At 51.2% G+C, this 22,916-nt stretch carries 20 protein-coding genes; 14 read left to right on the top strand and 6 right to left on the bottom strand.

What is annotated here, in order from left to right; genetic code table 11:
- Positions 1-85 precede the first annotated feature (85 nt).
- The 9 genes from ACZ48S_RS00110 (at position 86) to ACZ48S_RS00150 (ending at position 11,343) form a co-directional block, all read left to right on the top strand.
- Positions 86-1,342 carry a 4Fe-4S binding protein gene (locus tag ACZ48S_RS00110; protein WP_464212861.1) on the top strand — a complete coding sequence of 419 codons (1,257 nt, stop codon included), beginning with the start codon at positions 86-88 and terminating at the stop codon, positions 1,340-1,342.
- 488 nt (positions 1,343-1,830) lie between these two features.
- Positions 1,831-3,252: a reductive dehalogenase gene (locus ACZ48S_RS00115; protein ID WP_464212863.1), complete on the top strand. Its 1,422-nt coding sequence runs from the start codon at positions 1,831-1,833 to the stop codon at positions 3,250-3,252.
- A 196-nt stretch (positions 3,253-3,448) separates the two neighbouring features.
- Positions 3,449-4,678, top strand: coding sequence for an FMN-binding protein (locus ACZ48S_RS00120; protein ID WP_464212865.1), 1,230 nt, complete (start codon positions 3,449-3,451; stop codon positions 4,676-4,678).
- Between the two features lie 26 nt (positions 4,679-4,704).
- The gene (locus tag ACZ48S_RS00125) at positions 4,705-6,492 is read left to right on the top strand and encodes an FAD-dependent oxidoreductase (protein WP_464212867.1); all 1,788 of its coding nucleotides are present in this window, start codon (positions 4,705-4,707) and stop codon (positions 6,490-6,492) included.
- A gap of 18 nt (positions 6,493-6,510) precedes the next feature.
- Positions 6,511-7,530 carry an FAD:protein FMN transferase gene (locus ACZ48S_RS00130; RefSeq protein WP_464212869.1) on the top strand — a complete coding sequence of 340 codons (1,020 nt, stop codon included), beginning with the start codon at positions 6,511-6,513 and terminating at the stop codon, positions 7,528-7,530.
- Positions 7,531-7,722: 192 nt separating this feature from the next.
- Positions 7,723-8,271, top strand: a complete 549-nt coding sequence (locus tag ACZ48S_RS00135; protein WP_464212871.1) for a Pycsar system effector family protein — start codon at positions 7,723-7,725, stop codon at positions 8,269-8,271.
- 1 nt (position 8,272) lies between these two features.
- Positions 8,273-8,551 (top strand): hypothetical protein, encoded by a 279-nt coding sequence (locus ACZ48S_RS00140; protein ID WP_464212873.1) that lies wholly within the window; start codon positions 8,273-8,275, stop codon positions 8,549-8,551.
- Positions 8,552-8,713: 162 nt separating this feature from the next.
- The gene (locus ACZ48S_RS00145) at positions 8,714-10,912 is read left to right on the top strand and encodes a RelA/SpoT family protein (RefSeq protein WP_464214600.1); all 2,199 of its coding nucleotides are present in this window, start codon (positions 8,714-8,716) and stop codon (positions 10,910-10,912) included.
- 95 nt (positions 10,913-11,007) lie between these two features.
- On the top strand, positions 11,008-11,343 hold the full coding sequence (locus ACZ48S_RS00150; protein WP_464212875.1) for a DUF4870 domain-containing protein: 336 nt from the start codon (positions 11,008-11,010) through the stop codon (positions 11,341-11,343).
- Positions 11,344-11,454: 111 nt separating this feature from the next.
- On the opposite strand, the gene ACZ48S_RS00155 is transcribed toward ACZ48S_RS00150, so the two are convergent.
- Complete coding sequence (locus ACZ48S_RS00155; RefSeq protein ID WP_464212877.1) at positions 11,455-11,862, bottom strand: hypothetical protein; 408 nt, start codon at positions 11,860-11,862, stop codon at positions 11,455-11,457.
- Positions 11,863-12,010: 148 nt separating this feature from the next.
- Between ACZ48S_RS00155 and ACZ48S_RS00160 the strand changes: the two genes are divergently transcribed.
- Complete coding sequence (locus ACZ48S_RS00160) at positions 12,011-12,925, top strand: branched-chain amino acid transaminase (protein WP_464212879.1); 915 nt, start codon at positions 12,011-12,013, stop codon at positions 12,923-12,925.
- Positions 12,926-13,119: 194 nt separating this feature from the next.
- Positions 13,120-13,740, top strand: coding sequence for a glycerol-3-phosphate acyltransferase (locus ACZ48S_RS00165; protein ID WP_464212881.1), 621 nt, complete (start codon positions 13,120-13,122; stop codon positions 13,738-13,740).
- 63 nt (positions 13,741-13,803) lie between these two features.
- On the opposite strand, the gene ACZ48S_RS00170 is transcribed toward ACZ48S_RS00165, so the two are convergent.
- The 5 genes from ACZ48S_RS00170 to hisS form a co-directional block, all read right to left on the bottom strand.
- Positions 13,804-14,364, bottom strand: a complete 561-nt coding sequence (locus tag ACZ48S_RS00170; protein WP_464212883.1) for an aldolase — start codon at positions 14,362-14,364, stop codon at positions 13,804-13,806.
- A 68-nt stretch (positions 14,365-14,432) separates the two neighbouring features.
- Positions 14,433-15,086, bottom strand: a complete 654-nt coding sequence (lexA, locus tag ACZ48S_RS00175) for a transcriptional repressor LexA (protein WP_464212885.1) — start codon at positions 15,084-15,086, stop codon at positions 14,433-14,435.
- A 137-nt stretch (positions 15,087-15,223) separates the two neighbouring features.
- The gene (gyrA, locus tag ACZ48S_RS00180; RefSeq protein WP_464212887.1) at positions 15,224-17,668 is read right to left on the bottom strand and encodes a DNA gyrase subunit A; all 2,445 of its coding nucleotides are present in this window, start codon (positions 17,666-17,668) and stop codon (positions 15,224-15,226) included.
- Between the two features lie 2 nt (positions 17,669-17,670).
- Complete coding sequence (locus tag ACZ48S_RS00185; RefSeq protein ID WP_464212889.1) at positions 17,671-18,486, bottom strand: tetratricopeptide repeat protein; 816 nt, start codon at positions 18,484-18,486, stop codon at positions 17,671-17,673.
- 139 nt (positions 18,487-18,625) lie between these two features.
- Complete coding sequence (gene hisS / locus ACZ48S_RS00190) at positions 18,626-19,885, bottom strand: histidine--tRNA ligase (protein ID WP_464212891.1); 1,260 nt, start codon at positions 19,883-19,885, stop codon at positions 18,626-18,628.
- A 156-nt stretch (positions 19,886-20,041) separates the two neighbouring features.
- Between hisS and gatB the strand changes: the two genes are divergently transcribed.
- From gatB to ACZ48S_RS00205, 3 genes are read left to right on the top strand one after another with little or no spacing between them, the layout of a single operon-like run.
- Positions 20,042-21,514 carry an Asp-tRNA(Asn)/Glu-tRNA(Gln) amidotransferase subunit GatB gene (gatB, locus tag ACZ48S_RS00195; protein WP_464212893.1) on the top strand — a complete coding sequence of 491 codons (1,473 nt, stop codon included), beginning with the start codon at positions 20,042-20,044 and terminating at the stop codon, positions 21,512-21,514.
- Between the two features lie 4 nt (positions 21,515-21,518).
- Positions 21,519-21,737: a preprotein translocase subunit SecG gene (gene secG / locus ACZ48S_RS00200; protein ID WP_464212895.1), complete on the top strand. Its 219-nt coding sequence runs from the start codon at positions 21,519-21,521 to the stop codon at positions 21,735-21,737.
- Between the two features lie 30 nt (positions 21,738-21,767).
- Positions 21,768-22,601, top strand: coding sequence for an SAM hydrolase/SAM-dependent halogenase family protein (locus ACZ48S_RS00205; protein ID WP_464212897.1), 834 nt, complete (start codon positions 21,768-21,770; stop codon positions 22,599-22,601).
- The last annotated feature ends 315 nt before the right edge of the window (positions 22,602-22,916 follow it).

Consider the following 22,916-nt stretch of genomic DNA (forward strand, 5'->3'; position numbering starts at 1 on the left):
ATCCAGCTCAAGCGCTCGGCCTTGTGTCGGGCGCTGGTCATAATGAGCGCCTCAATGATGAATTTTTTAAATTGCATAGCTTCTGTTGCTGACAGAATTATCTCCGACCAAGGCTATTATGCCGTCCGGTAGCTTTATAAAAAGGCACGCCTCCAGGCTGACTTTTGCCCTGGCGGTAATACTCTTAATCGGAGCCGGTTTTTACGGACAGTTGAGCCAGGGTCTGTCCGGTAATGAACAGTTTCTGCCGGATGTTATGCCTGAAGCGGCGGAGTTTGCGGCGGTGCGGACTGCCGGCGGCGCTACGCTTTATCTTGCCAGAGACGAAACCGGGAAAGAACTGGGCTATATAACAGCTTCCGAAGGGCCGGGCTACGGAGGCCCGATGACGGTTATGGTTAACTGGACCCTTGAAGGAACCATCACCGCGGTCAATATTCCCCAGCACCATGAAGACCTGCCGTGGTGGCGAGCTCTTGAGCGACAGGATTTTTTTGGGCAGTATACCGGACGCAGTTTCAGCCAGCCTTTGCGCCTGGAAGATGATATTGACGCTGTAAGCGGCTCAACGGTTTCTTGCAACGGAGTGGCGGTGGGTTTACGCATTGGGCGTGATGTTTTGGCCGACTACCTGGGACAACCCTACACCGGTCCCGGGGACCCCATCAAATTCGGGGCTCCTGAAATAGCCGTTATTGTTGGAATTCTATCTGTGGTGCTGCTACGGTCACTGCCGCTAATCCGCCGGTATACCTGGCTGCGAAACTATACCATGGCCTACGGTCTAATAGTCTTAGGCATCTGGCTGTCCATACCGCTCAGTCTGACCAATATTGCCTCCTGGCTGGTCGGTTATTCGCCACACCTGGAAACCTTTGTCATCATCTATATCATCGTTTTCAGCGTCCTGGGGCTGGGGGTGTTGCTGGGGAAGAATTACTATTGCTTCTGGCTTTGTCCTTATGTGGCTGTGCAGGAATTTATTCATGCCGTTTTCCGAATCAGGGTTCAACCTGATGTAAAATGGTTCAAGTTATTCCGGAATACCCGTTATGTGCTTTTATTCTTAGCCCTTTTCCTGGTGTTGGCCCTGAAAAATCCGTCGGTGTCTGTTTTTGAACCATGGAATGTGCTTTTCAGCTTTAAAGGCACTACCGACCAGTGGGTTTTGATGTTTTTCGCCCTGGCCGGTGCCGCTTTTGTCTATAATTTCTGGTGTCACTACCTATGCCCGGTAGGCGCCGTAATGGATATTATCCTTAAGGTTCGTCGGGGGTTTATTGATCTATGGTCCAAAAAAAGGAAACCGGTAAGCCGCGTCACGCCGCCAACATCTTTGTAGGTTTATTGGTTGTTACCGCAGCGGTAATGGCTATTGTTGTTATTATCGTTAAACTGATTGAAGTTTCCAGTTGAGCAGCGTTTGACTGTTCGAATGTCCCAATAAACCTATCCGAAATTTTTTTCTATATACTAACTATTTATATGTTTCCACTTTTTTGCAGTAAGAGTATTATTCCCCCCGTTTAATCCGTTTGTTGTTTCTAAACTTTAAGTAATACTAACGGCTCCAAATAAACAACTAAAGTTATTATGGACTTAGCTCCCTGTATATATACCTGAGTATATCTAAAATTATACCAAATGCTTAGAGCCTCTAGTCCTTTTGTACGATGCGCAATTTTATTTACGGTGCTTACAATAAATACTGTAAATATATTGCTAAAGTACAAATGAATTAAACGGAGGCTGAATGGCAATTGACTTCCGGGAGAGACCGGATGGCGGCGGGGAAGACCGCTGATTCAAAGATAAAAAGGAGATAATTACATGAGCAAATTTCACAGCACGGTATCACGCCGTGATTTTATGAAAGGACTCGGTATCGGCACGGCCGGTGCCGGAGTGGCTGCGGTTACCGCGCCGACTTTCCATGACCTGGATGAACTGTCTTCAACTATCAGGGAGGGTTCAAAGCACCCCTGGTATGTTAAGGAACTGGAACATGAGCAGATGTCCAACGAAGTTGACTGGTCTCAGATTCAGCGCATCAACTATGATGACCGCCTGATATCGGCTACCCGTTCCAGTAACGCCGAGGACTACCCTGTTGTTGCCCAGATACGGGCATTGAAGGATGAAGGCCGGGATACGCACTTCATGCAGGAGCTTTACCCTTCCTATAAAGAGGATATCCGGGACGCGGCTTTGTCGGCCGCCGGCTCCTTTACCCGGGTTTTCCGCAACAACTTTGACGGTTCGGTTACGGTGAACCGGGAAGTCCAGGAAATGGACACTCCGGCGGATTTCACCAAGCCCACCGGTGGTGCCTATCCCGCCTGGCAGGGTACTCCGGAAGAGAATCTGCGCACCCTGACGGCGGCGCTCCGCTTCTTCGGGGGCGCTGAACTCGGTGTTGTTGAACTTACCGAGAAAACCAAAAAACTGATTTATTCGCAGCAGGGCGGCAAGCGGTATGTTTTCCGCGATGTTGATTTTCCGGAGGAAACTGAAACCGAGTACATCATCCCCAACAAGGCAAAAAATATCATTGTCTGGACCTCGCTGCAGCCTACTCAGCTGACTTTTACCCAGCCGGCCGGGGCCAATGCCAGCGGTCTTTCCTATGACCGTATGTACAAGATTTCGGCCAATATGCATGCCTTCATTCATGGACTGGGTTACCTGCACATGGATGGAACTTCCAGCAGCCTGTCGCCTTCAAATCCCTTTGGGGCTCTGGCTGGTGTCGGTGAACATTCCCGCGCCTGCATGAATCTGACGTCCTACAAATACGGCAACACGATCCGCGGCATGAACCGCATCATTACTGATATGCCCCTGGCGCCGACCCGGCCTATTGATGCCGGAGTCTTCACTTTCTGCCAGAGCTGCGGCATCTGCGCCGAGGCCTGTCCCTATAATGCCATGCCGCTGGGCAAATCCCGCTGGGATTCGGAATTCGAGGACGAGAATGAGATGCAGAACTATATCGGCGGTTTTGACGGTTTCCGGCTGTCGCTGCTGAGGTGCCCTCGCTGCCGCGCCTGCCAGGCGGCTTGCGTCTTTAATTCATCGGATGACGCAATCATCCATGATACGGTCCGGGCTATCTCCGGTACTACTTCGCTCTTCAACGGTTTCTTTACCGATATGAGCAAGGCATTCGGTTACGGCCTGAAAAACCCCAACGAATGGTGGGAAAAAGACCTGCCTATCTATGACCAAGATATGGCTTTTGTTCACAAGTAAAATTCTTTACTTTAAAGGGGGGGCAGCGCCAATATGCCCCCCTTTTTTTTGTTTTTAAAGCGCAAATGAATCAATAATCACTCTGAAGTTTTTGAAACCCTGATAAGGTTGACGCTTTACCATCTTAGTGCTATTCTTTTTAACCAACATTAACCGCTATAATTAATAAAAGTTATTACAATTTACAGGGTGGCTGGTGGTTACGAGCGGGGCAAGGAAGCGAGGGCTTGAATTGGCGCGAAATGAATTCTGGACACTTCACGGAAAAAAAATCCTGGTCATCGGCGCCATTGTCAGTTTACTGGGTGCCTGGACTTACGGTGAACTCAACCTCAGTACTGACGTAGAGCAATATTTCTCAGAGGTCATGCCGGAGGCCACAGAGTATGAACTGATCAGCAGTGTGCCTTCGGAAAATCAATACCTCTATTCTGCCAGTGCCAATGGTTCACAAATTGGTTATATAACTACCGGACAGGGGCAGGGATACGGCGGCCCGGTCCTGGTGGAGGTGGCCTGGAGCGATGACGGGACTATCCTCAATGTAATCGCTGCCGAGCACAAGGAAACCGAAGCCTGGTATGGAAGGCTTCATGAGTATGAATATTTCACCCAGTACATCGGCAAGGATTTTTCCGCTCCCTTCACTCTTAAGGAGGATATTGACGGTGTCAGCGGGGCCACCCGTTCCTCCTCAGGCGTAGCCCAGGGTGTGTATAATTCCCGCCTGCTTTTAGCGGAACACCTTGGTCAGCCGTATGTCGGGCCTAAAGAACAGATCAAATTCGGTACCCCGGAAATTCTGCTGCTGGTTGGTTTAGGTCTGGTGCTGGCTTTCCGTTTGCTTCCGGCCTTGCGCAAATTGCGCTGGCCGCGTTTTGTCATGCTGGCATTCGGGTTTATTGTTTTCGGCATTATGCTTTCCGGTATGCTGTCATTGATTAACTTTGTGGTCTTCCCCATCGGATACGCGCCCTCACCGGTAACCAACCTTTATCTTTACCTGCTGGTTTTCGGCCTTATCGGGCTGGCGCTGATTTTCGCGAAAAATTTCTGGTGTTTCTGGATATGTCCTTTCTGTGCTGTTCAGGAAGGAGCCCATTTCCTCGGCGGCAGTAAAGTCCGGCCGGTCACCCGGCGTCAGCTGATGCTACGCAATACCCGATATTTCCTGCTCTGGCTGATCGTGATTATGGTGCTGATTTTCCGCCAGCCACAGTTGGCGGTGTTTGAACCGTGGAATACCCTGTTTAGCCTGGAGGGTGATGTCCTTTCATGGCTCCTGGTAGCTTTTATGCTGGGTATTGCCATGTTTGTCCATGACTTCTGGTGTCATTATCTGTGCCCGGTCGGGGCAACAATGGATATAGTGTTAAAGATCAGAGCCTGGTTTGCCGGCCTTTTCGGGCGGTTGCAGGGACGTTAGCTGACGGGTGATGGAGGATAACTGATTTGAGCAAGAAGGATACTAATAAAGTTACCGTAGTTCCGGAAGATAAGATAGGACGCCGTGTTAAAGATTTCGGCCGCCACCAGGAATTCAATTGGTCGGAAACTAAATGCACTGCCTGCGGCCGCTGCAGCCGTATCTGCCCGGTCGATGCCATAACTGTTGATCGGTCCAAACTGGTGGATAAACGAATGCGTTCAGCTCCTTGTTCCCAAGCCTGTCCTTCTGGTGTTGATGGTTCACGTTATGCGCGTTTCATTGCTGAGGGTAAGTTTGGTGAAGCAGCGGCGGTTATGCGGGAAAAAGTTCCCTTCCCGCTGGTACTGGGTCATGTTTGCAAACGTCCCTGCGAGTCTGAATGCCAGCGCGGCAAATATGAGGGGTCGCTGCAGCTGCGGGCACTGAAGCGCTTCGCCGCGGCGAATGATACCGGCTTGTGGCAGCAGCAGCTCAATCCAGCCCCGGCAACCGGCAAGAAGATAGCCGTAGTAGGCTCCGGCCCTGCCGGTCTTTCCACAGCCTATTTTTTAAACTTGCTTGGTCATAAAGTGACAGTTTTTGAAGCATTGCCGGATAAAGGCGGTAAAATGCTGTCCAGTATTCCTGATTATCAACTGCCCAAAGATGTGGTAGCTGATGAAATCGGCATTATTGAAAATCTCGGTGTAGAGATCAAAACCGATTCGTCGGTGGAATCGACCGAAAAACTCCTGGGAGAAGGCTATGATGCCGTGGCTCTGGCTGTTGGTGTTAAGGGATGGGGCAAGTCTATCAAGCTGCCGATACCCGGCTCCGACCATGAAGGAGTTATTAAAGGTACCCCATTACTTGAGGAGATTGAAGCCGGACAGACTCCTGCGTTCGGTCAGAAAGTAGCAGTACTCGGCGGCGGCGCCGCCGCCTTTAAAATTGCCCTGGCCGCCGCCCGCGGCGGAGCGACCGAGGTTCATATTTTCGGTCAGGAGCACACCGGCGGAGATGAAGCTGAATCCTGGGATGTTGACGAAGCGCTGGTTGAAGGCGTTACCGTGCATTCTTCCTCCATGTTTTACCGGGTTATCACTGAAAACGGTGATGCCAAAGGCATCGGAGCCTTAAAAATTCGGGCGCTGGGCTATGACAGTGATAATGAAGTCTGTTATGACACGCTGCCTGAGGATGAAGAAGTATTTGCCGTCGACAGTATCATTTCTACTATAAATAATGATGACCTTAAAAAGGAACCTATGGGTGTCAGCCCCGGAGTATTCGCTGCCGGGGACGCGGTTAATGAGCAGCGTTCGGTAATCCAGTCCATCGCGGCGGCGCGTTGGGTGGCAGCCGCGGTGGACCGCTATCTGGGTGGTGCCGGTGATATTGACCAGCCTTTAGCGCCGCCGGAATCAGCCAAAGCTGTGACGCCTCTGCGTGATTTCAAAAGCAAATTCCCTTCTCCTGTTCCGGTCAAATACCTGAAAGCCGCTGACGGCAGCCAGGTGGCTTCGGAACAACTGCTGCCGCAAACGGGAGCGGTAGCTGACGCCAAAAGATGTCTTAAATGTGATTTGACCTATGAACTGAGTGATTATCAATTGGACGTAAATACATGTGTTTTTTGTGGCCGCTGCATTGAAAGCTGCTACTGGAATGCCATTACACCTGGCGCCGGATATGAAAAGGCCCGTCGCGCAGCTGAGGCGGTATCAGCCGGAGAGAAACGTTCCGCGGCGGTGCTGACGGTGCTGGTTGCGGTAGGCGTTCTTTTGATAGCTGCCGTTATCACATCAAAAATGACTGAAATATTTGCTTGATGAATTAGGGGAGCCCATATGAACAGAGAAATGAATCGCCGTGATTTTGTGCGTATCACCGCCGTTGGAGCCGGGGTGTTAGCTCTTGGCGGCTGGGGTGTTAAAGAAATAGTCGAATCCGGTAGTGCCCGAGAATTTGAAGAAACCCGGTCGCTTCTCGGCACTTTTATTACTATCAAACTGATTGATACTGAAAACAGTCGCGCTGAAGCGGCTATCGAGGATGCCTTTGCCGAGATTGAGCGCTTATCGCTGATTCTTTCCCGCCATGATCAGGCAAGCGAACTCTCCATTCTGAACAATACAGGTTCTGTGGCCAACGCATCCCCGGAACTGGTCGGGGTGCTGCAGAAGGCTACGGCATTTTCGAGCATGACCGGTGGAGCTTTTGACGTAACCATGACCCCCCTGTTGAATCTTTATTCCCGCAGCTTCGCTGAGGGAGGTGGTCCGCCAGCCGAGCGTGACATTGCGGCTGCCAGGGAATTGGTTGATTATCGCGGTGTTGAAATCAAGGACCGAGATGTTCGATTGGCTTTGCCCGGCATGAAAGTAACCCTTGATGGTATTGCTAAGGGCTATGTGGTGGACCAGGCAGCGGCACTGCTTAAAGCCCGCAATCTGACAAGGGTTATGGTTGAAGCCGGGGGTGATATGTCGCTGAGGGGTATGCGGCAGGATGGTCAGCCCTGGAAGGTTGCCGTAAATCACCCGCGCGCTCTATCCGGGTATTATGAGGTTCTGCAGACTTCAAATGACTGTCTGGCGACTTCCGGTGACTACGAAAACGCTTTCACCGCTGATTACAGCTGGCACCATATCATTGATCCCCGGCAGGGACACTCGCCTCGGGAGATTGCCTCAGCCACTATTATAGCCGCTGATACAGCTTACGCCGATGCTATGTCTACGGCGGCTATGGTAATGGGAGTGACGGATTCATTGTCTCTGTTTGAGGAGCGAGGGATTCAAGCTCTGTTAATTGATAAAGGCATGAATCGTTATACCACCAGTGGTTTTGGAAAAGAGGCCATTTAGTTCGCGAGACTATTGAGGTTAATACCAAGACCAGGTCATTATAAGAAGTTGGATTATAAAACGGGCAAACGCGCCCGTTTTATTTTGGAGTTAACCCCCTGCCACCCATTGAAAATTACCCTGCCATAGAGTATGCTGAATCCCTGTCATTTTGTGTTATTATCCTCAGGAAAGGGGTGCTCAGGGTCTGCCATGGATGCTGCCGAAACTGATGAAAAACACCAGGATACCGAGAGGGCAGAACAGGAACTGCCCAGCCTGGAGTTAGTTTATAATGAAGTTAAAGACCGCTTGGAAGTCCAGATGCGTCAGATTGAGTCCCTGGACGGCAAATCCGGCACCCTGCTGTTTGTTTCAAGTGTTGTCATTGGTATGGGAGCGGCCGCTCAAGCAGCCATTTTGGGCACTTTCCATGAAACGCTGCCGATGGTGATGTTCTCTGTTCCTATTGTTTTTTATGTGATGACGGTGATTCTGGCCATGCGCAGCTGGGTCAGACGCCCCTATTTCCGTGACCCCGAGCCTCGCCCTTTGCGGGATTATTACAGTTCACAGCCATCACAGTTTACCAAAAGGCGCTTGACCACCCATTTTATCTCTTCCTATGAGTGGAATGCGGTAGTGATGAAAAATAAAGTCAATTCGCTGCGCTATGCGGTCTGGTTCTTCTTGCTGCAGGTCATATCCCTGACCCTGGTATTGGCCAGCCGGCCATGGTTGAATATACTTTTTGGAGACTGATATGAATGATGAAAAAGAAACCTCCAGAGATGAAATAGAACCAAAGCCTGGGTCTGAAGAAAACGAAAACGGAACCGAGAACCAGGTGCAATCTGAGGAGATACATCCGGAAACTGATAACCCGGATGAACTTGACCCTCGCCTCTTCAGTCCGTTGCAGGAAGAAGGTTCAGCTTCACCCCAGGAACGGCTGCCGGACACTCATCCGCCTGAGGAATTAGAAGAAGAACCGCCTGATAAGACCGGAGAGGGCGAAGAGTTACCGCCAGGAACGGATTAGTCATGAACAGAATAGCTGCCTGAAAATCGGTGGCGCCGCGCCTATTGGTCAATCCTGCGCCTAATTCACGTCAATACGCTGGTAAATCGTGATTTCTATCAGATAACTGACAGCTGGCGGCTATTTTGTTATACTGGAAGTAATCATTTTATGGTAAATCAAATGGAAGCCACCGTCCTTTTTGACGCCTGCGCCCGCTATTTGCCGCCGGAAAAAATAGACCTGATCAAGGCGGCTTATGACTTTGCGGCCTCAGCTCATGAAGGACAGTTCCGCAAATCAGGCGAAGCTTTCATAAATCATCCCCTTTCTGTAGCCCTGGAACTAGCGGAATTGCAGCTCGATGCTGCCGCGGTTGCCGCGGCGCTGCTGCACGACGTGCCGGAAGACTCAGCAATAACCCTGGAAAAGGTAGAGTCCCGCTTCGGTGCTGAAGTTGCCAAGCTGGTTGACGGGGTTACCAAGCTGGCTAAGCTTTCATTGGCCGCTCCCGGTGAAACCCGTTTTTCCGGCAATACAACTTATGAACGCCAGGCGGAAAATTTGCGCAAGATGCTGGTAGCCATGGCGGAAGACCTGCGGGTCGTTTTTATCAAGCTGGCGGACCGGCTGCACAATATGCGCACCCTGGATGCCATGCCACCGGATAAACAGAAAGATATTGCCCGGGAAACCCTGGAAATCTACGCTCCTTTAGCCCATCGGCTGGGCATCTGGGAAATTAAGTGGCAGCTGGAAGATATGTCATTCCGTTATTTGCATCCCCAGCGCTATAAATCGTTGGCCCGGCTGCTGGCTGGCAAGCGCGCTCAGCGTGAAGAATTTATCAGTAAAATAATAGATATTCTTAAAGCAGAGTTTGAAAATGCCGGTTTGAATCCGGAAATAACCGGCCGCGCCAAGCATATTTTCTCGCTGAACCAGAAGGCTGAAAAATACGCCGCCCAAGGCCGCCACTTTGATGAAATCTATGACCTTTTGGCTATCAGGGTGCTGGTCAATACAGTCAATGAGTGTTACACGGCGCTGGGTACGGTTCATAATCTGTGGCATCCTATCCCGGGTTCTTTTGATGATTATATCGCAAACCCTAAGCCTAACGGTTACCAGTCCCTTCATACGGCTGTTTTGTCGCTGAAGGGCACACCTCTGGAGATCCAGATACGCACCTATGAAATGCACCGGCTGGCCGAGTACGGCGTGGCCGCTCACTGGCGCTATAAGGGCGGTGAACGTTCGGCGGAACATAATGAAGACCGTATCTCCTGGCTGCGACAACTGGTGGACTGGCACCGGGACCTGTCCGGTGCTGAAGAATTTCTGGAATCGGTTAAAACTGACATTTTCAATGACCAGGTGTTTGTCTTTACCCCGGGCGGTGAAATCAAGGACCTGCCGAAGGGTGCCACTCCGCTGGATTTCGCCTATCGTGTACATACGGAATTAGGGCACCGCTGCGTTGGCGCCAAGGTCAATGGAAAATTGGCGAGCCTGGATTATCAGCTCCGTAACGGTGAAGTGGTGGAAATAGTAACTACCCGAAAGGACAAGGGGCCTTCTCGGGACTGGCTTAATCCAAATCTGGGGTACGTCAAGACTTCACATGCAATAACCAAGATACGTCAGTGGTTCAAAAAACAGGAACGGACGGTCAATATTGAGAAAGGCCGGGAAATACTTGAAAAAGAATTCCGTCACATGGGTCTTAAGATCCCGGATTTCAAGACGCTGGCCGCGAGCTTTAATCATGATAATGCTGATGATTTTCTGGCCGCTATCGGTTATGGTGGATTGTCGGCTCATTCCGTGGCTCTATCGCAATTAGCGCCAACTGAACCCACAACCAGCGTTTCTCAAGACAATTCTGATAAAACCGCTCCTCATGAGAAAGTGGTTGATACCGGTATTTCGGTTATGGGGATGGGAGACATCCTGACCAAGATGGCTGGTTGCTGCCAGCCGCTGCCGGGTGATGAGATAGTGGGTTTTGTCACTCGTGCCCAGGGTGTAACCATTCATCGGGCTGACTGCCACAATGTAGTCAGGGAGGATGAACCGGAGCGCTTGATTCGGGTGGCCTGGGGTTCCAACGAAAAACTCTATCCGGTACGGCTGCAGGTAGTGTCCTGGGACCGTGTCGGCCTGGTAAGGGATGTTTCCACCCTCATCGCGGATGAAAAGATCAATATCAACAGTATGAATGTAACTGAAAGTCCGGACCGGGTTACCACTATTGTATTGGCTATTGAAACCCGCAGCCTGTCGCAGTTAGCCCGTCTTATTTCCAAGCTGGAAGGTATAAAGGGGGTTACCGGTGTAACCCGCCTGGGTGAGAACGTTAAAGCCAAACCGACCGTCTGATGCCGGGAACCTTCCAAAAAAACGAATTTGTTTTTATGCTTGACCACGGCTTGGGGCAAGTATATTCTATATTTAATTGAAGTTGGAGGTTGGAGATGGAAGACAGTTCTACCGGATTGAAGAGCAATGTGGCTGGCCTTTTATGCTACCTGGCTGTCTGGGTCAGCGGTCTCATCCTGTATTTGATTGAGAGTAAAAGCCAGTTCGTTCGTTTTCACGCCGCTCAATCCATTATAGTTTTCGGCGGCCTCAGCATTGTCACCTGGATACTGGGTTTTATTCCCTTCATCGGCTGGGTTATCAATGCTTTCATCGGTATTGTAGCCTTTATTCTGTGGCTGATACTGATGATTAAAGCTTACCAGGGGGAACATTACAAGCTGCCGGTAGCCGGTGACCTGGCTGAGCAGTGGGCGTCAAAAAAGGTATAGACCTTTTCTCTATCCAGAAACAAAATGGGTAAAGCAATTCGGACCGGGTTATAGTTATCCGGTCCGAATACTATTCGACTACCTGTAGGTATTCCTAGAATGGGAAAAGCTTTATTCTCCCTGCATCTCCTGGTTAGTCATGTCCCACGCACCGTCCATTAGGGCTGAGATGATTTCTCCGTCCTGGACGGTTATGATAACTTCATGCGGGGTTATTACCTGAAGGAGTATCTGTCCATCACGATCTCCATACCCGGCATGGCGGCTTTCAAACTGGAATACAAATTGCCAGGTGTTTTCGATATCAGGGTAAAGGGTCTCTGTTAATTCCAGGGTCTGGTTGATACCATCATAGGTAAAGGTTTGACTATTTTTCACAAACAGCTCTGCCTTTTGCCGCGCATCACTCTCACTGAAGTCATCCTGAGCGCCGCTGGCGGGCGTGGAGCAGGCAACTGCGGTCAAGGAAATTAACAGTAAAACCGGGACTAAAAGATTTGCCAGAAATTTGTTTGTCACTGCCACTACCTCTTTACTTAATTTTTTGTTTCGCTTATTGAAACGATATCTGCCTTAAGAAGTTAGCACCTGGGTGGGGTAGAATTTGGCAATTTTCTCTATACGGGCTATAATCCTTAGCCACAGCATCAAATAAAGGAGCGTTGCCATGCCGTCATATTGCTATTTCCAGGGAGAGATAATACCCCTTGAGGATGCCAAAATCAGCGTCATGACTCATGCCCTGCATTACGGCACAGCGCTCTTTGAGGGAATCCGGGGCAATTGGAATGAAGAGCATGGTCAGCTCTATATATTCCGCCTGCAGGAGCACATGGAAAGGCTGAAGAACGGCGCTAAGGTGCTGCGACTGGGAATCCCCCAGACCGCTGAAGAATTGAGCCGTATAACCGTTGAGGTAACAAAAAAATGCGGTTTCAAGGAAGACACTTATATCCGTCCGCTGGCCTATAAGTCCAGCCAGGCGCTGGGTGTCCGGCTGCATGACCTGGACGCTGATTTCCTGGTTTTTGCTATGCCCTGGGGGCGCTACCTGGATACCGATGCCTGCCGCTGTTCAGTATCTACCTGGCGGCGTCCGGATGATAATGTGTTCCCGCCTTCAGTGAAAGCAACAGGACTTTATATCAATAATGCGCTGACCAAGACTGAAGCCATAGAAAACGGCTTCGACGAAGGCATAATGCTGACTCCAGACGGCCACGTGGCTGAGGGTAGCGGCGAGAATATTTTTCTTATTCAGAAGGGCAAACTGGTAACCCCGGCCACCTACAACAATATCCTCAACGGCATCACCCGTGATACGGTTATTACCCTGGCCAGACAGGAACTGGGGCTGGAAGTGATTGAGCGTCCGGTCGACCGTTACGAACTTTACGTTTCCGACGAATGTTTCCTCACCGGAACGGCAGCGCACCTGACACCGGTTTGTGAGATTGACCGTCACCCGCTGGGCAACGGCGGTGTCGGGCCTGTTACCGCTAAACTTAAGGATCTCTACTTCAATGCTATCAAAGGGAATCTGACCAAGTATTCTGAATGGTGTACACCGGTTTTTAAGTAAACCCTTAAATTCTATCAGGAACTTGAGTGGCTTGGCCTGCCCGTATGCGATTAGCTTTGACTTACCACGATGAAAGACAGCACTGGTACTTGAGTAACCTGTGAACTTAGATTCTGCCAACCCGGAACTGGACAGTCCGGCGGTATGGAACTAGAATTCGGTTATCTGAAATAGCTCCTGCCGGAGGCGCTGATATGGAAATACTGGCTTTGGCGCTGGGTTATCTCTGGGGTAGCATCCCTACCGCCTATCTCGTTGCTCGAAAAGTCACCGGCAGCCGCGGTGCCCTGGGCGATGGAAATATCGGCGGTCTTAATACCCTGCGGCGTCTCGGTTGGAAAGCCGGTTTGACAGTGGCCGCCATTGACATTGTCAAAGGGGCGGCTGCGGTGCTTACCGCGCACTATATCCTTAACGTGGAGACGGGGTTCGTTCTTGGTGCCGGTATTGCTGCGGTGGCTGGGCATAACTGGATGGTCTGGCTTAAGTTCCGGGGCGGCAAGGGTATGGCCGCGGCGGTCGGAACAGTAACGGCGGCTTCCCTGGTATATGGATATCCTGTGGTTATCATGGCGATGATGGCTGTAATCCTGGGCGTGTGGCTGCTTACCCGTAATCTGGTCCTGGGCAACGCTCTCAGTCTGCTCCTGCTGCCTTTCATTACCTGGATGGTGACAGATTTATCCGAGGCAGCCTGGCTGGCGGCGGCGCTGACGGGAGTTATCCTGGTGAAGTATTTCCCTGACGCATTGGCTGACTATCGGCGGCGTGGGCTGGGGGGTCTGGGGCCTGATGAGATAAGGCCGAGAAGATAAATGCCGACTTTGGCGGATTTTTTCGACCTGATATTTAGTACAGTAAGCCGAAGGATGACGTCATTATTTTCCCTTGCGCAAGGTTTTTACCAGCCACAATACCTGGCATGCCTCTTCAAGCCCGGCGGTGTATTTATAAGCCTCTTCCAAGTCCTTGCCGATAGCGAAGGTTCCGTGGCCGTAAATAAGGGCAATTTTCTGTGCCTTGAGTGTATCGGCTATATCATCGGACATACAACCCGGTTTAACGTTCTGGTTCCAGCCCAGCACCGATATCTTACCTAGTTCATATAGTTCAGCTTGTTCCGAGACTATTTCCGGTTCGGTCATCGACAGGGCGATGGCGTGCGGAGGGTGAGCGTGCACGATTGCGGCAGCACCAGTCTGCTGCAGAATGGCACGGTGCACCGGCAATTCCACTGAGGCCTGCGTAGTCTGGTCGTCATCATTGTTGATACCGGTAATGATGATATCCCCGTCCTTTAAAGCACCCAATTGGGATCCGCGGCGGGTAATGGCCATCCGATTGTTATCCAGGCGCAATGACAGGTTGCCGCTGTGGGAAGATACCAGGCCGCGGGTGAAAAGAGCTTTGCCTATTTCCTTGAACTGATCAGTGGGCATGTAGCGGTTACCTCTATTACAATTAGGGTTAGTTTCACTTTTCGTTACGGGTTATGTCTGACAGTTAATCAGGCAAGTTTGCGAATTACACCGATGACTCGTCCCTGGATGACTACGTTTTTAGCATTTTCATACATTGGAGTCATCAGTACATTGGCCGGCTGCAGCCGGATCTTGCCGTCGTCCTGTTTGAAGACACGTTTCAGAGTCGCCTCTTTTTCTGATTTCAACCATACTGCTGCCATCTGACCGTTTTCCACTTCACTGGCTGCCTGCATAATGACAATATCACCGTCGTTAACCAGGGCGTCAATCATGGAATTGCCCCTCACTTTCAGGGCAAACAGATTCTTGCGGTGGCCGATCATGCTCTCCGGTACATCCACGTTTTCAGATGCCAGTTCCGGTTTCCAGGTGTCAATGTCCGGTACCGGAATCGGCCGGCCGGCGGCTATTTTACCCAGCATCGGCACTAGCTGGCGAGTGCGGCCTTCGGACCCAAGCAGTTCAATACCCCGGGATACATCGTGATGCCGCCGGATATAGCCGGCCCTTTCCAAATGTTTTAAGTTATAGTCAGCAACCGAGGTGGAACTGATACCGCACCCGGTAACAATGTCACGAATACTGGGCGGAATACCGAAGTCATTAAAATAATCCCGGATAAAATCCAGCATTTTGAGCTGTCGGTCGGAAAGAGTCTTGCGGGCTGTTCTAGGCATGATGTCCCCCTATCTGAACAATTGTTCTTTAACACTTTACCCCACCACCTTTGCCGTTGTCAAGATATAGAACTTATGTCAGCCATTAACCTCGGTAAATATCCAGGTCCGACGTTAATAAAAGGCCAGGAGAAGCCCTATTCCACCAAACTTGCAAAAGTGACTACACGATCGTTCTCATCCGGGCGGATTACGATGACTCCCTGGGTGCTTCGGCCCATGACTATGATGCCCTTTTCCGCGTCTTCCGCTCCGACCGGTGTTCTCATTACCACGCCGTCAGCGGTGGCAACCATCACCTGGTGTTCGCGGTCGACAACCTTTCCGGCCACCAGTTTGCCGGTCTTTTCTACGACACGGAAGGTTAGAACACCTGAGCCAGCTCTATGCTGCAGGGGGTATTCCTCGACCGGTGTCAGCTTACCGTAGCCGCCTGAGGTAATTACCAATACGCAATATCCCGGCCTGGCTACGTCCAGGCCGACTACCCGGTCACCAGGTTCCAGTGTTATGCCGCGGACACCCCCGGAAGCACGCTGTGAAATTCTCAGGTTTTCCACCGGGAAATGGATAGATTGCCCGTTTTGGGTAATCATCAGGATATTTTCATCAGCGTTGGCCTGTACGGCTCCGATAAGTTCATCGTTTTTGGGCAGGTCCATGGCGATCAGTCCGCTTGAACGAACCGCGGCGAAAGCCGATACCTGGGTGCGTTTGATCTCCCCGCCGGCGGTTCCCATGATCAAGGACTTGTTTTCGCTAAACTCGGAAACAGCGATCATGGAGGTAATCCGCTCGTTTTCCGCTACCGGCACCAGGTTGATGATGGCCATGCCCTTGGCGGTGCGCAGCATATCGCAGGGTATTTCGTGACAGCGGATAGAGAATATTTTGCCGCGGTTGGTAAACAGAAGTACACTGTCATGAGTATCAGCTACCATAATGAAGCGTACCGAATCTTCTTCGCGGGTCTTGATGATGCTCTTGCCGCGGCCGGCCCGGTGCTGCAGCCGGTAGACTTCGGTGGGTACGCGCTTGATGAAGCCGCGTTCTGTCAGCGTTACCACCATACTTTGATGCGGAATCAGGTCTTCCATCCGGAAATCAATGACTCCCTGAGCCTGGATTTCGGTACGCCGGGCATCTCCGTACCGGTTTTTAATATCGGTGATATCGGATTTTATCACCGACAGTATTTTATGCTTATTGGCCAGCAGGTCTTCCAGGTAGGAAATCTGTTTGAGTACCTCGGTGTATTCATCCAGTATCTTCTGGCGCTCCAGGTTGGCCAAACGACGCAGCTGCAAGTCGAGAATAGCCTGGGCCTGGAGTTGCGACAGCTGGAAGCGGCTCATCAACTCACGCCGTGCGGCATCAGCGCTTTCGGCGCGGCGTATGAGATTAATTATGGCGTCAATGTTATCCAGGGCTATCTTGAGACCTTCAAGGATATGCGCCCGTGCCCGGGCGGCTTTTAGTTCAAATTTGGAGCGGCGGGTAATGACTTCCTGCCGGAATTCAATATAGTGCCTTAGGGCTTCCTTGAGATTGAGTACTACCGGGCGGTTGTTGACCAGGGCGAGCATATTGATAAAGAAGCTGGTCTGTAAATTGGTATGCTTGTAAAGGTTGTTCAGTATCTGCTGCGGTTCTCCGTCGCGTTTCAGGTCGATTACTACCCGCAGTCCCTGTCGGTCGGTTTCATCCCTTACTTCGGCGATGCCGTTAACCTTGCGTTCGCGCGATAGCAGGGCGATGCGCTTGACCAATTCTGCCTTATTTACCTGGTAGGGAAGTTCAGTGATGATTATCTGGCGGCGGCTGCCGCTGTCCTGGGCATCCGCGACATGGGCTCGGGCACGGATAACTACTTTGCCGTGCCCGGTGGCGTAGGCGCTGCGGATACCGTCCTGACCCAGGATGAGTCCGGCAGTCGGGAAGTCCGGGCCTTTAACGTATTCCATCAGGTCATCAAGGGTGCACTCGGGATTGTCAATAAGATGAATAATTCCGTCGCATAATTCCGTGAGATTGTGCGGTGGAATATTGGTGGCCATGCCCACAGCGATTCCGGCTGAGCCGTTCATCAGCAGATTAGGCAGGCGTGAAGGCAGTACCGAAGGTTCTTTCAGGGAATCATCAAAGTTGGAGACGAAATCAACGGTGTCCTTATCAATGTCCGCCAGCAGTTCACCGGTAATACGCATCAATCGCGCTTCGGTGTAACGCATGGCAGCCGGAGGGTCAGCATCCATTGAACCAAAGTTACCCTGTCCGTCCACCATCATATAACGCATGGAAAAATCCTGGGCCATGCGCACCATGGCGTCATAAACCGAACTGTCGCCGTGAGGGTGGTACTTACCCAGAACTTCACCGACGATGCGGGCGCTTTTCTTGTACGGAGTGTTGTAGTGCATCCCCAGGTCGCTCATGGCATACAGGATGCGTCTGTGTACCGGTTTGAGTCCATCCCTGACATCAGGCAGGGCTCGGGAGACGATGACGCTCATGGCATAATCCAGATAGGAGCTTTTCATCTCGTCTTCAATATTGATGGGACGGGTTTTACCGATAACCATAATTAAACCTCCAGTTCCTCTTCATCCTCTTCATCTTCTTCCTCGTCTTCGTCAGGATAGGATTCATCATCCGATTCTTCCACAACCAGCTCCGGTTCTTCCTCCGGAGTAGCTTCGATATCGTCCAGCGATGGGTCTTCCAGTTCCGGTTTCGGAGCCGAAGCTTTGTGACGGGCCGGGAAGGACAGTTGTCCTGATTGAGACGGATGTTGATATATTTCTCGGATCATTACCGCAACCTTGTTTTCATCAGCGCTGACAATAGTAGCTGAATATTTATTGCCGCCGTTGATCAGCTTGGCCAGCCGTAGAGCGTGCCGAACCTCCACGATGCCGAGATATTCCCCATCGCCGGTTTCAACCGTAAGTTTGCCGTTGCCCGGTTTCAGCTGGGCTTTATCTCCGGCGTCCACCCTGGCCAGTACCTGTGGTGGGGCCGGATTAACCAGAGTAACTACTCCGGCTTTGCCGATTTCTTCAATGAATACCTTTGGCTCGATCCTGTCACCCTCAACACTGGCTTTGCCAGGGCCGGAAGTTGAAAGTACATTAAGACGTTTCAGGTTGCGGTCGGCTATGCTGTTGTATGGATCCAGTTCTTTGGATCGGCGGTAGGCCTGTTGCGCTTCGGTGTACTCGCCCAGTTCCATGTGAGCCCGCCCCAGGCGGTTCAACGCTTCTATATCGTCCGGAAAAAGGTCGAGAATAGCTTTATTAGCTGTTACGGCATCACGCCAGCGGCCGGCCAGGGCATATTCAATAGCCGCCTGAGTATTATTTTTTTTGAGTTTAGCCTGCTCTTCTCCGCTATGAGCCATCGCCCGCTCCTTTACCAGATTTTAGATGTGAGATTTTACTTGATTAAAGTACTGCGGGCAAATTATTCTCACCGGTATCTGCATTGAACGACGCATTATACCATTTTACGTGGAATTCTGCTCTCTGCCGCGGTGATGCCTAAACGAGTGAATTAAGCTCAGGTATCAATTGTTGCAGTTGAATAGTTCTTTGTCCGGACCCCGCCATATCCCGCAATATGACGCTGCCGTTTGCCATCTCGGTCTCTCCAATAATAAGACAATAGCTGACCCCGAGGGAGGAGGCCTGGCGCAATTGGGCCTTAAGACTGCGGCTGCTCAGTGACTGCAACAATCGGAAACCTTTGCCTCTTAATTCGGCTGCCAGGCCGAAAGCCATGTGGCCGGATGCCTCACCCAGCCAGGCTAGAAAAAACTGCGGTGCCGTTGTCGTCGGAACCGGAACGTTTTGTCGTTTTAGATTGAGAATAATGCGTTCGATCCCAGTGGCAAAACCCACTGCTGGCGTGCTTTCACCACCCAATTGTTCAATCAGCCCGTCATAGCGTCCGCCGCCGCCGATGGTTGACTGAGCCCCTTCTTCAACTGGCTGAATTTCAAAAACAGTACGGCGGTAGTAATCCAGACCGCGGACCAGGCATTTGTTAGTTTCATAGGGAATATCAACTGATTTCAATAGTCCGGTCAGCCGTTCAAAATGAGCTTGGCAATCGGTGCATAAATATTCAATTGCCGAAGGCGCTCCGGGCGCCCGGTTGAGACAACCAGGCCTTTTGCAGTCCAGCAGCCGGAGTGGATTGTTCTGGAACCGGCTACGGCAGTCCTGGCACTGATGTTCAATTTCGGGGGCGTAGTAGTTTTTTAACGCGGTAATATAGCCGCCGCGGCATTCAGGGCAGCCGATGGAATTGAGCTGTACCGGCAGAGTGGTCAGACCCAATTCCCTGTAGAAGTGCCAGGCTAGTTCAATAACTTCGGCGTCAGCCGCGGCATCAGCATCACCTATAATTTCGAAACCGAACTGATGATGCTGCCGGTAGCGTCCAGCCTGAGGCCGGTCGTAGCGGAAAATATCGGCCAGATAAAAGAGTTTAACGGGCCGTGGCCGTGAACTCATGCCGTGCTGGATGTAGGCGCGGCAAACCGGGGCCGTACCTTCCGGTCGCAGCGTCAGTTCATTGCCGCCGCGGTCGACAAAAGTGTACATTTCCTTGCTGACTATATCGGTATCCTGGCCGACGGTGCGGGAAAATAAGCGCGCGTCCTCAAATACCGGCGTATCTATCCGTCCGTAACCGTAGCGCTTCGCTGTATCTGTCGCCCGGTCTCGGACGTATTCCCAGTAAGACTGCTCTTCCGGCAGGATGTCTTGAGTTCCCCGTGGTGATTGATAGTCCATAAAGCTCCTCAAAGCTAGATAATACTATTCTGCTGAATTTGATGCAATAAGACAGGGTTTTCAGCTTGGTATTTAAAGCCGGTCCTTATTATTCTCTGACAGCATTACCGTGTTGCCCGCGCCTGTCCGTATTGTTATACTTACAAAGTTAAGCTGATGAATACTGCAACCGAAAAGAAATACGAAACAGTTATTGGCCTGGAAGTGCATGCCCAACTGGCTACCGCCAGCAAGATGTACTGCCGTTGTGCGTCCGACTATGCCTCTGCCGCGCCCAACAGCCGTGTCTGTCCGGTTTGTTTGGGGTTGCCTGGAGTATTGCCGGTTATCAATAAACAGGCGGTTGAGTTTACCATGATGACAGCGTTGGCGCTGAATTGTACCATCGCGCCGAATTCCAAGTTCGACCGCAAGAATTATGCCTATCCCGACCTGATGAAGGGCTACCAGATATCCCAGTACGATGAACCTATTGGACGTGAGGGCTGGCTGGATGTCAATGTTGATGGCCGTACGCGCCGTATCGGTATTACCCGGGTGCATCTGGAAGAAGACGTGGCCAAGCTGCTTCATCGTGATGAAGCGGGCGCCGGGCACTCGCTGGTTGATGTAAATCGTTCCGGCGTTCCGCTTATGGAGATTGTTTCCGAACCGGATATGAGAGACCCTGAAGAAGCCCGGCAATATTTGATAAAATTACGTTCAATCCTGCGCTGTCTGGGTGTTTCGGTGGCTAACATGGACGAGGGATCTTTCCGTTGCGATGCCAATATTTCCCTGCGACCGGCAGGTGAAGCCGGCTTAAATCCCAAGGTGGAAGTGAAGAATATGAATTCCTTTCGGGCGGTTTATCGGGCCTTGGATTATGAAGTAAAACGCCAGGCGGAAAATTATGACCGGAGTATACGGGTCAGCCAGGAAACCAGGGGATGGGTAGAAGAACGCGGGGTAACTGTTTCACAGCGATCCAAGGAATTCGCTCACGATTATCGCTACTTTCCGGAACCGGACCTGCCGCCGCTGGCTTTTGACCAAGCCTGGATTGAAGAAATACAAGCTGCCCTGCCCGAGTTGCCGGACGCGCGCCAAGCCCGGTTTGTCAGTGACTATGGTCTTTCTGATTATGATGCCGCATTGCTGACGGTGTCACGGGAAACGAGCGACTATTTTGAAACGGTTGCCGGGGTTTCTGCTAAAATGACCCCTAAAGACGCTGCCAACTGGATTAACGGTGAAGTATCACGAATACTGAACACTGAGGGTGTTGATATTACCTCCTTCGCCGCCAGAGTCCCAGCCGAGGCTTTGTCTGATCTTATAGGGGTTACTTTGGGAGGCAAGATTAATACCGCGACCGCCAAAACAGTGCTTGATGAGATGTACCGCAGCGGCAGGTCGTCGGAACTGATAATTGAAGAGAAGGGGTTATCCCAGATTTCCGATGATGCGGCTATTGAAGGTATGGCGGCTGAAGTTATTGCCGCCAATCCGGGAGCTGTGGCAGATTACCATGTCGGTAAGGAGCAATCCCTCAAATTTTTAGTCGGACAAATGATGCGGCTGTCCAAAGGCCGGGCTAATCCGGAAGCCGCGGCTGAGATTATTAAACGGAAACTCAAGGAAGGTTAAAAATATGCTCACCTTTTTGTTAATTGCGCAGATTATTGTGGCTATCGCGCTTGGTTTATCCGCCCTGCTCCAGGCCAAGGGTGGTGGTTTGGGCGGTATTTTCGGTCAGGCCGATACTGTTTTTCGTACCAAGCGTGGCATTGAGAAATCACTTTTCCAGCTGACTATCGTGCTGGTAATACTCTTTGTCTTGATCTCTATCTGGGTACTGCTGATAATCTAATACCTGCCGACGGCTGGCGCGGAGGCTGAAATGAATGCCGTAATCACTCTTACCTCGGATTTCGGGTCCGAAGACGGCTATGTGGCGGCCATGAAAGGGGTGATTCTAAGCACCAATCCGGCAGCCCAGCTGGTAGATATAACTCATCGTATTAACCCGCAGAATATCTTTCAAGCCGCCTTCGTGGTGGGTACCGTCTACCCCTTTTTTCCGGCCTCTACCGTTCATCTAGCAGTTGTTGACCCTGGAGTCGGTACCAACCGCCGTATAGTCATCCTGCGGACTCCCGAAGGCACTTTTGTTGGGCCTGACAACGGTGTCTTTTCCTATGTTTTGCGTGGTTGCACCACCGGAGCAATTGAAAAAACGGATGAACGACTGCATCAGGTTAAGCTGGCCAGGGAAATCAAGGCCGTGGTGGTAAACAATCCCCGTTTTTTCCGCCGGCCGTTATCGGATACTTTTCATGGACGGGATATCATGGCTCCAGTGGCGGCGCTTTTGTCCCAAGGATTTCTGATGAATGCTTTTGGTGAAGAGGTTGACCGGCTTTATACCCTACCGCTGTCGGAGCCTGAGAATAACCCGGACGGTTCCATCACCGGGCACGTTATTCACATTGATGCTTTTGGCAATATTATTACCGATGTCAGAACCGCCCAACTGCCGGAAGGAGGGAGTTTCCGTGTTGACCTCAGAGGACATCTGGTTTCCGGCCTGCAGCGTTCCTATGCCGAAGGCAGCGGACTGCTGGCTATAATCGGTTCAGCCGGATATCTGGAGATAGCGGTAAAAGGAGGCAGCGCCGCGGTGCTTACTCAAGCCCGCGTCGGCGACAGCCTAATTATAAGAGCGGGTGCTTAGCTAGTCCGCTATAACACCCGCTCTCGGAAATCCTATTAAATTTTATTTACCTGAATTAGGTCCGCTTCGCTCTCTACTTTCCCTTTCTGATCATTGGACCAGACGGATTTCAACCCAATTTATGGAAAGCTCAAGAGCCTTCCTCCAGGCTCCCCGCTGACATCAACCTCTAGGACGCCTGACCTTCCAGCGAGGAGCATTTAAAAGGAAAGAGCCAGATTCCTAGAACGGCTTGTCTCTTTACCATCCATTCCTCCTTTCGCCAGTTATATTATTTGTGGGTTTTCTCCCACATACTCAATATACTACCAATTA

Source organism: Dehalogenimonas sp. NIT-SK1, from assembly GCF_055384165.1.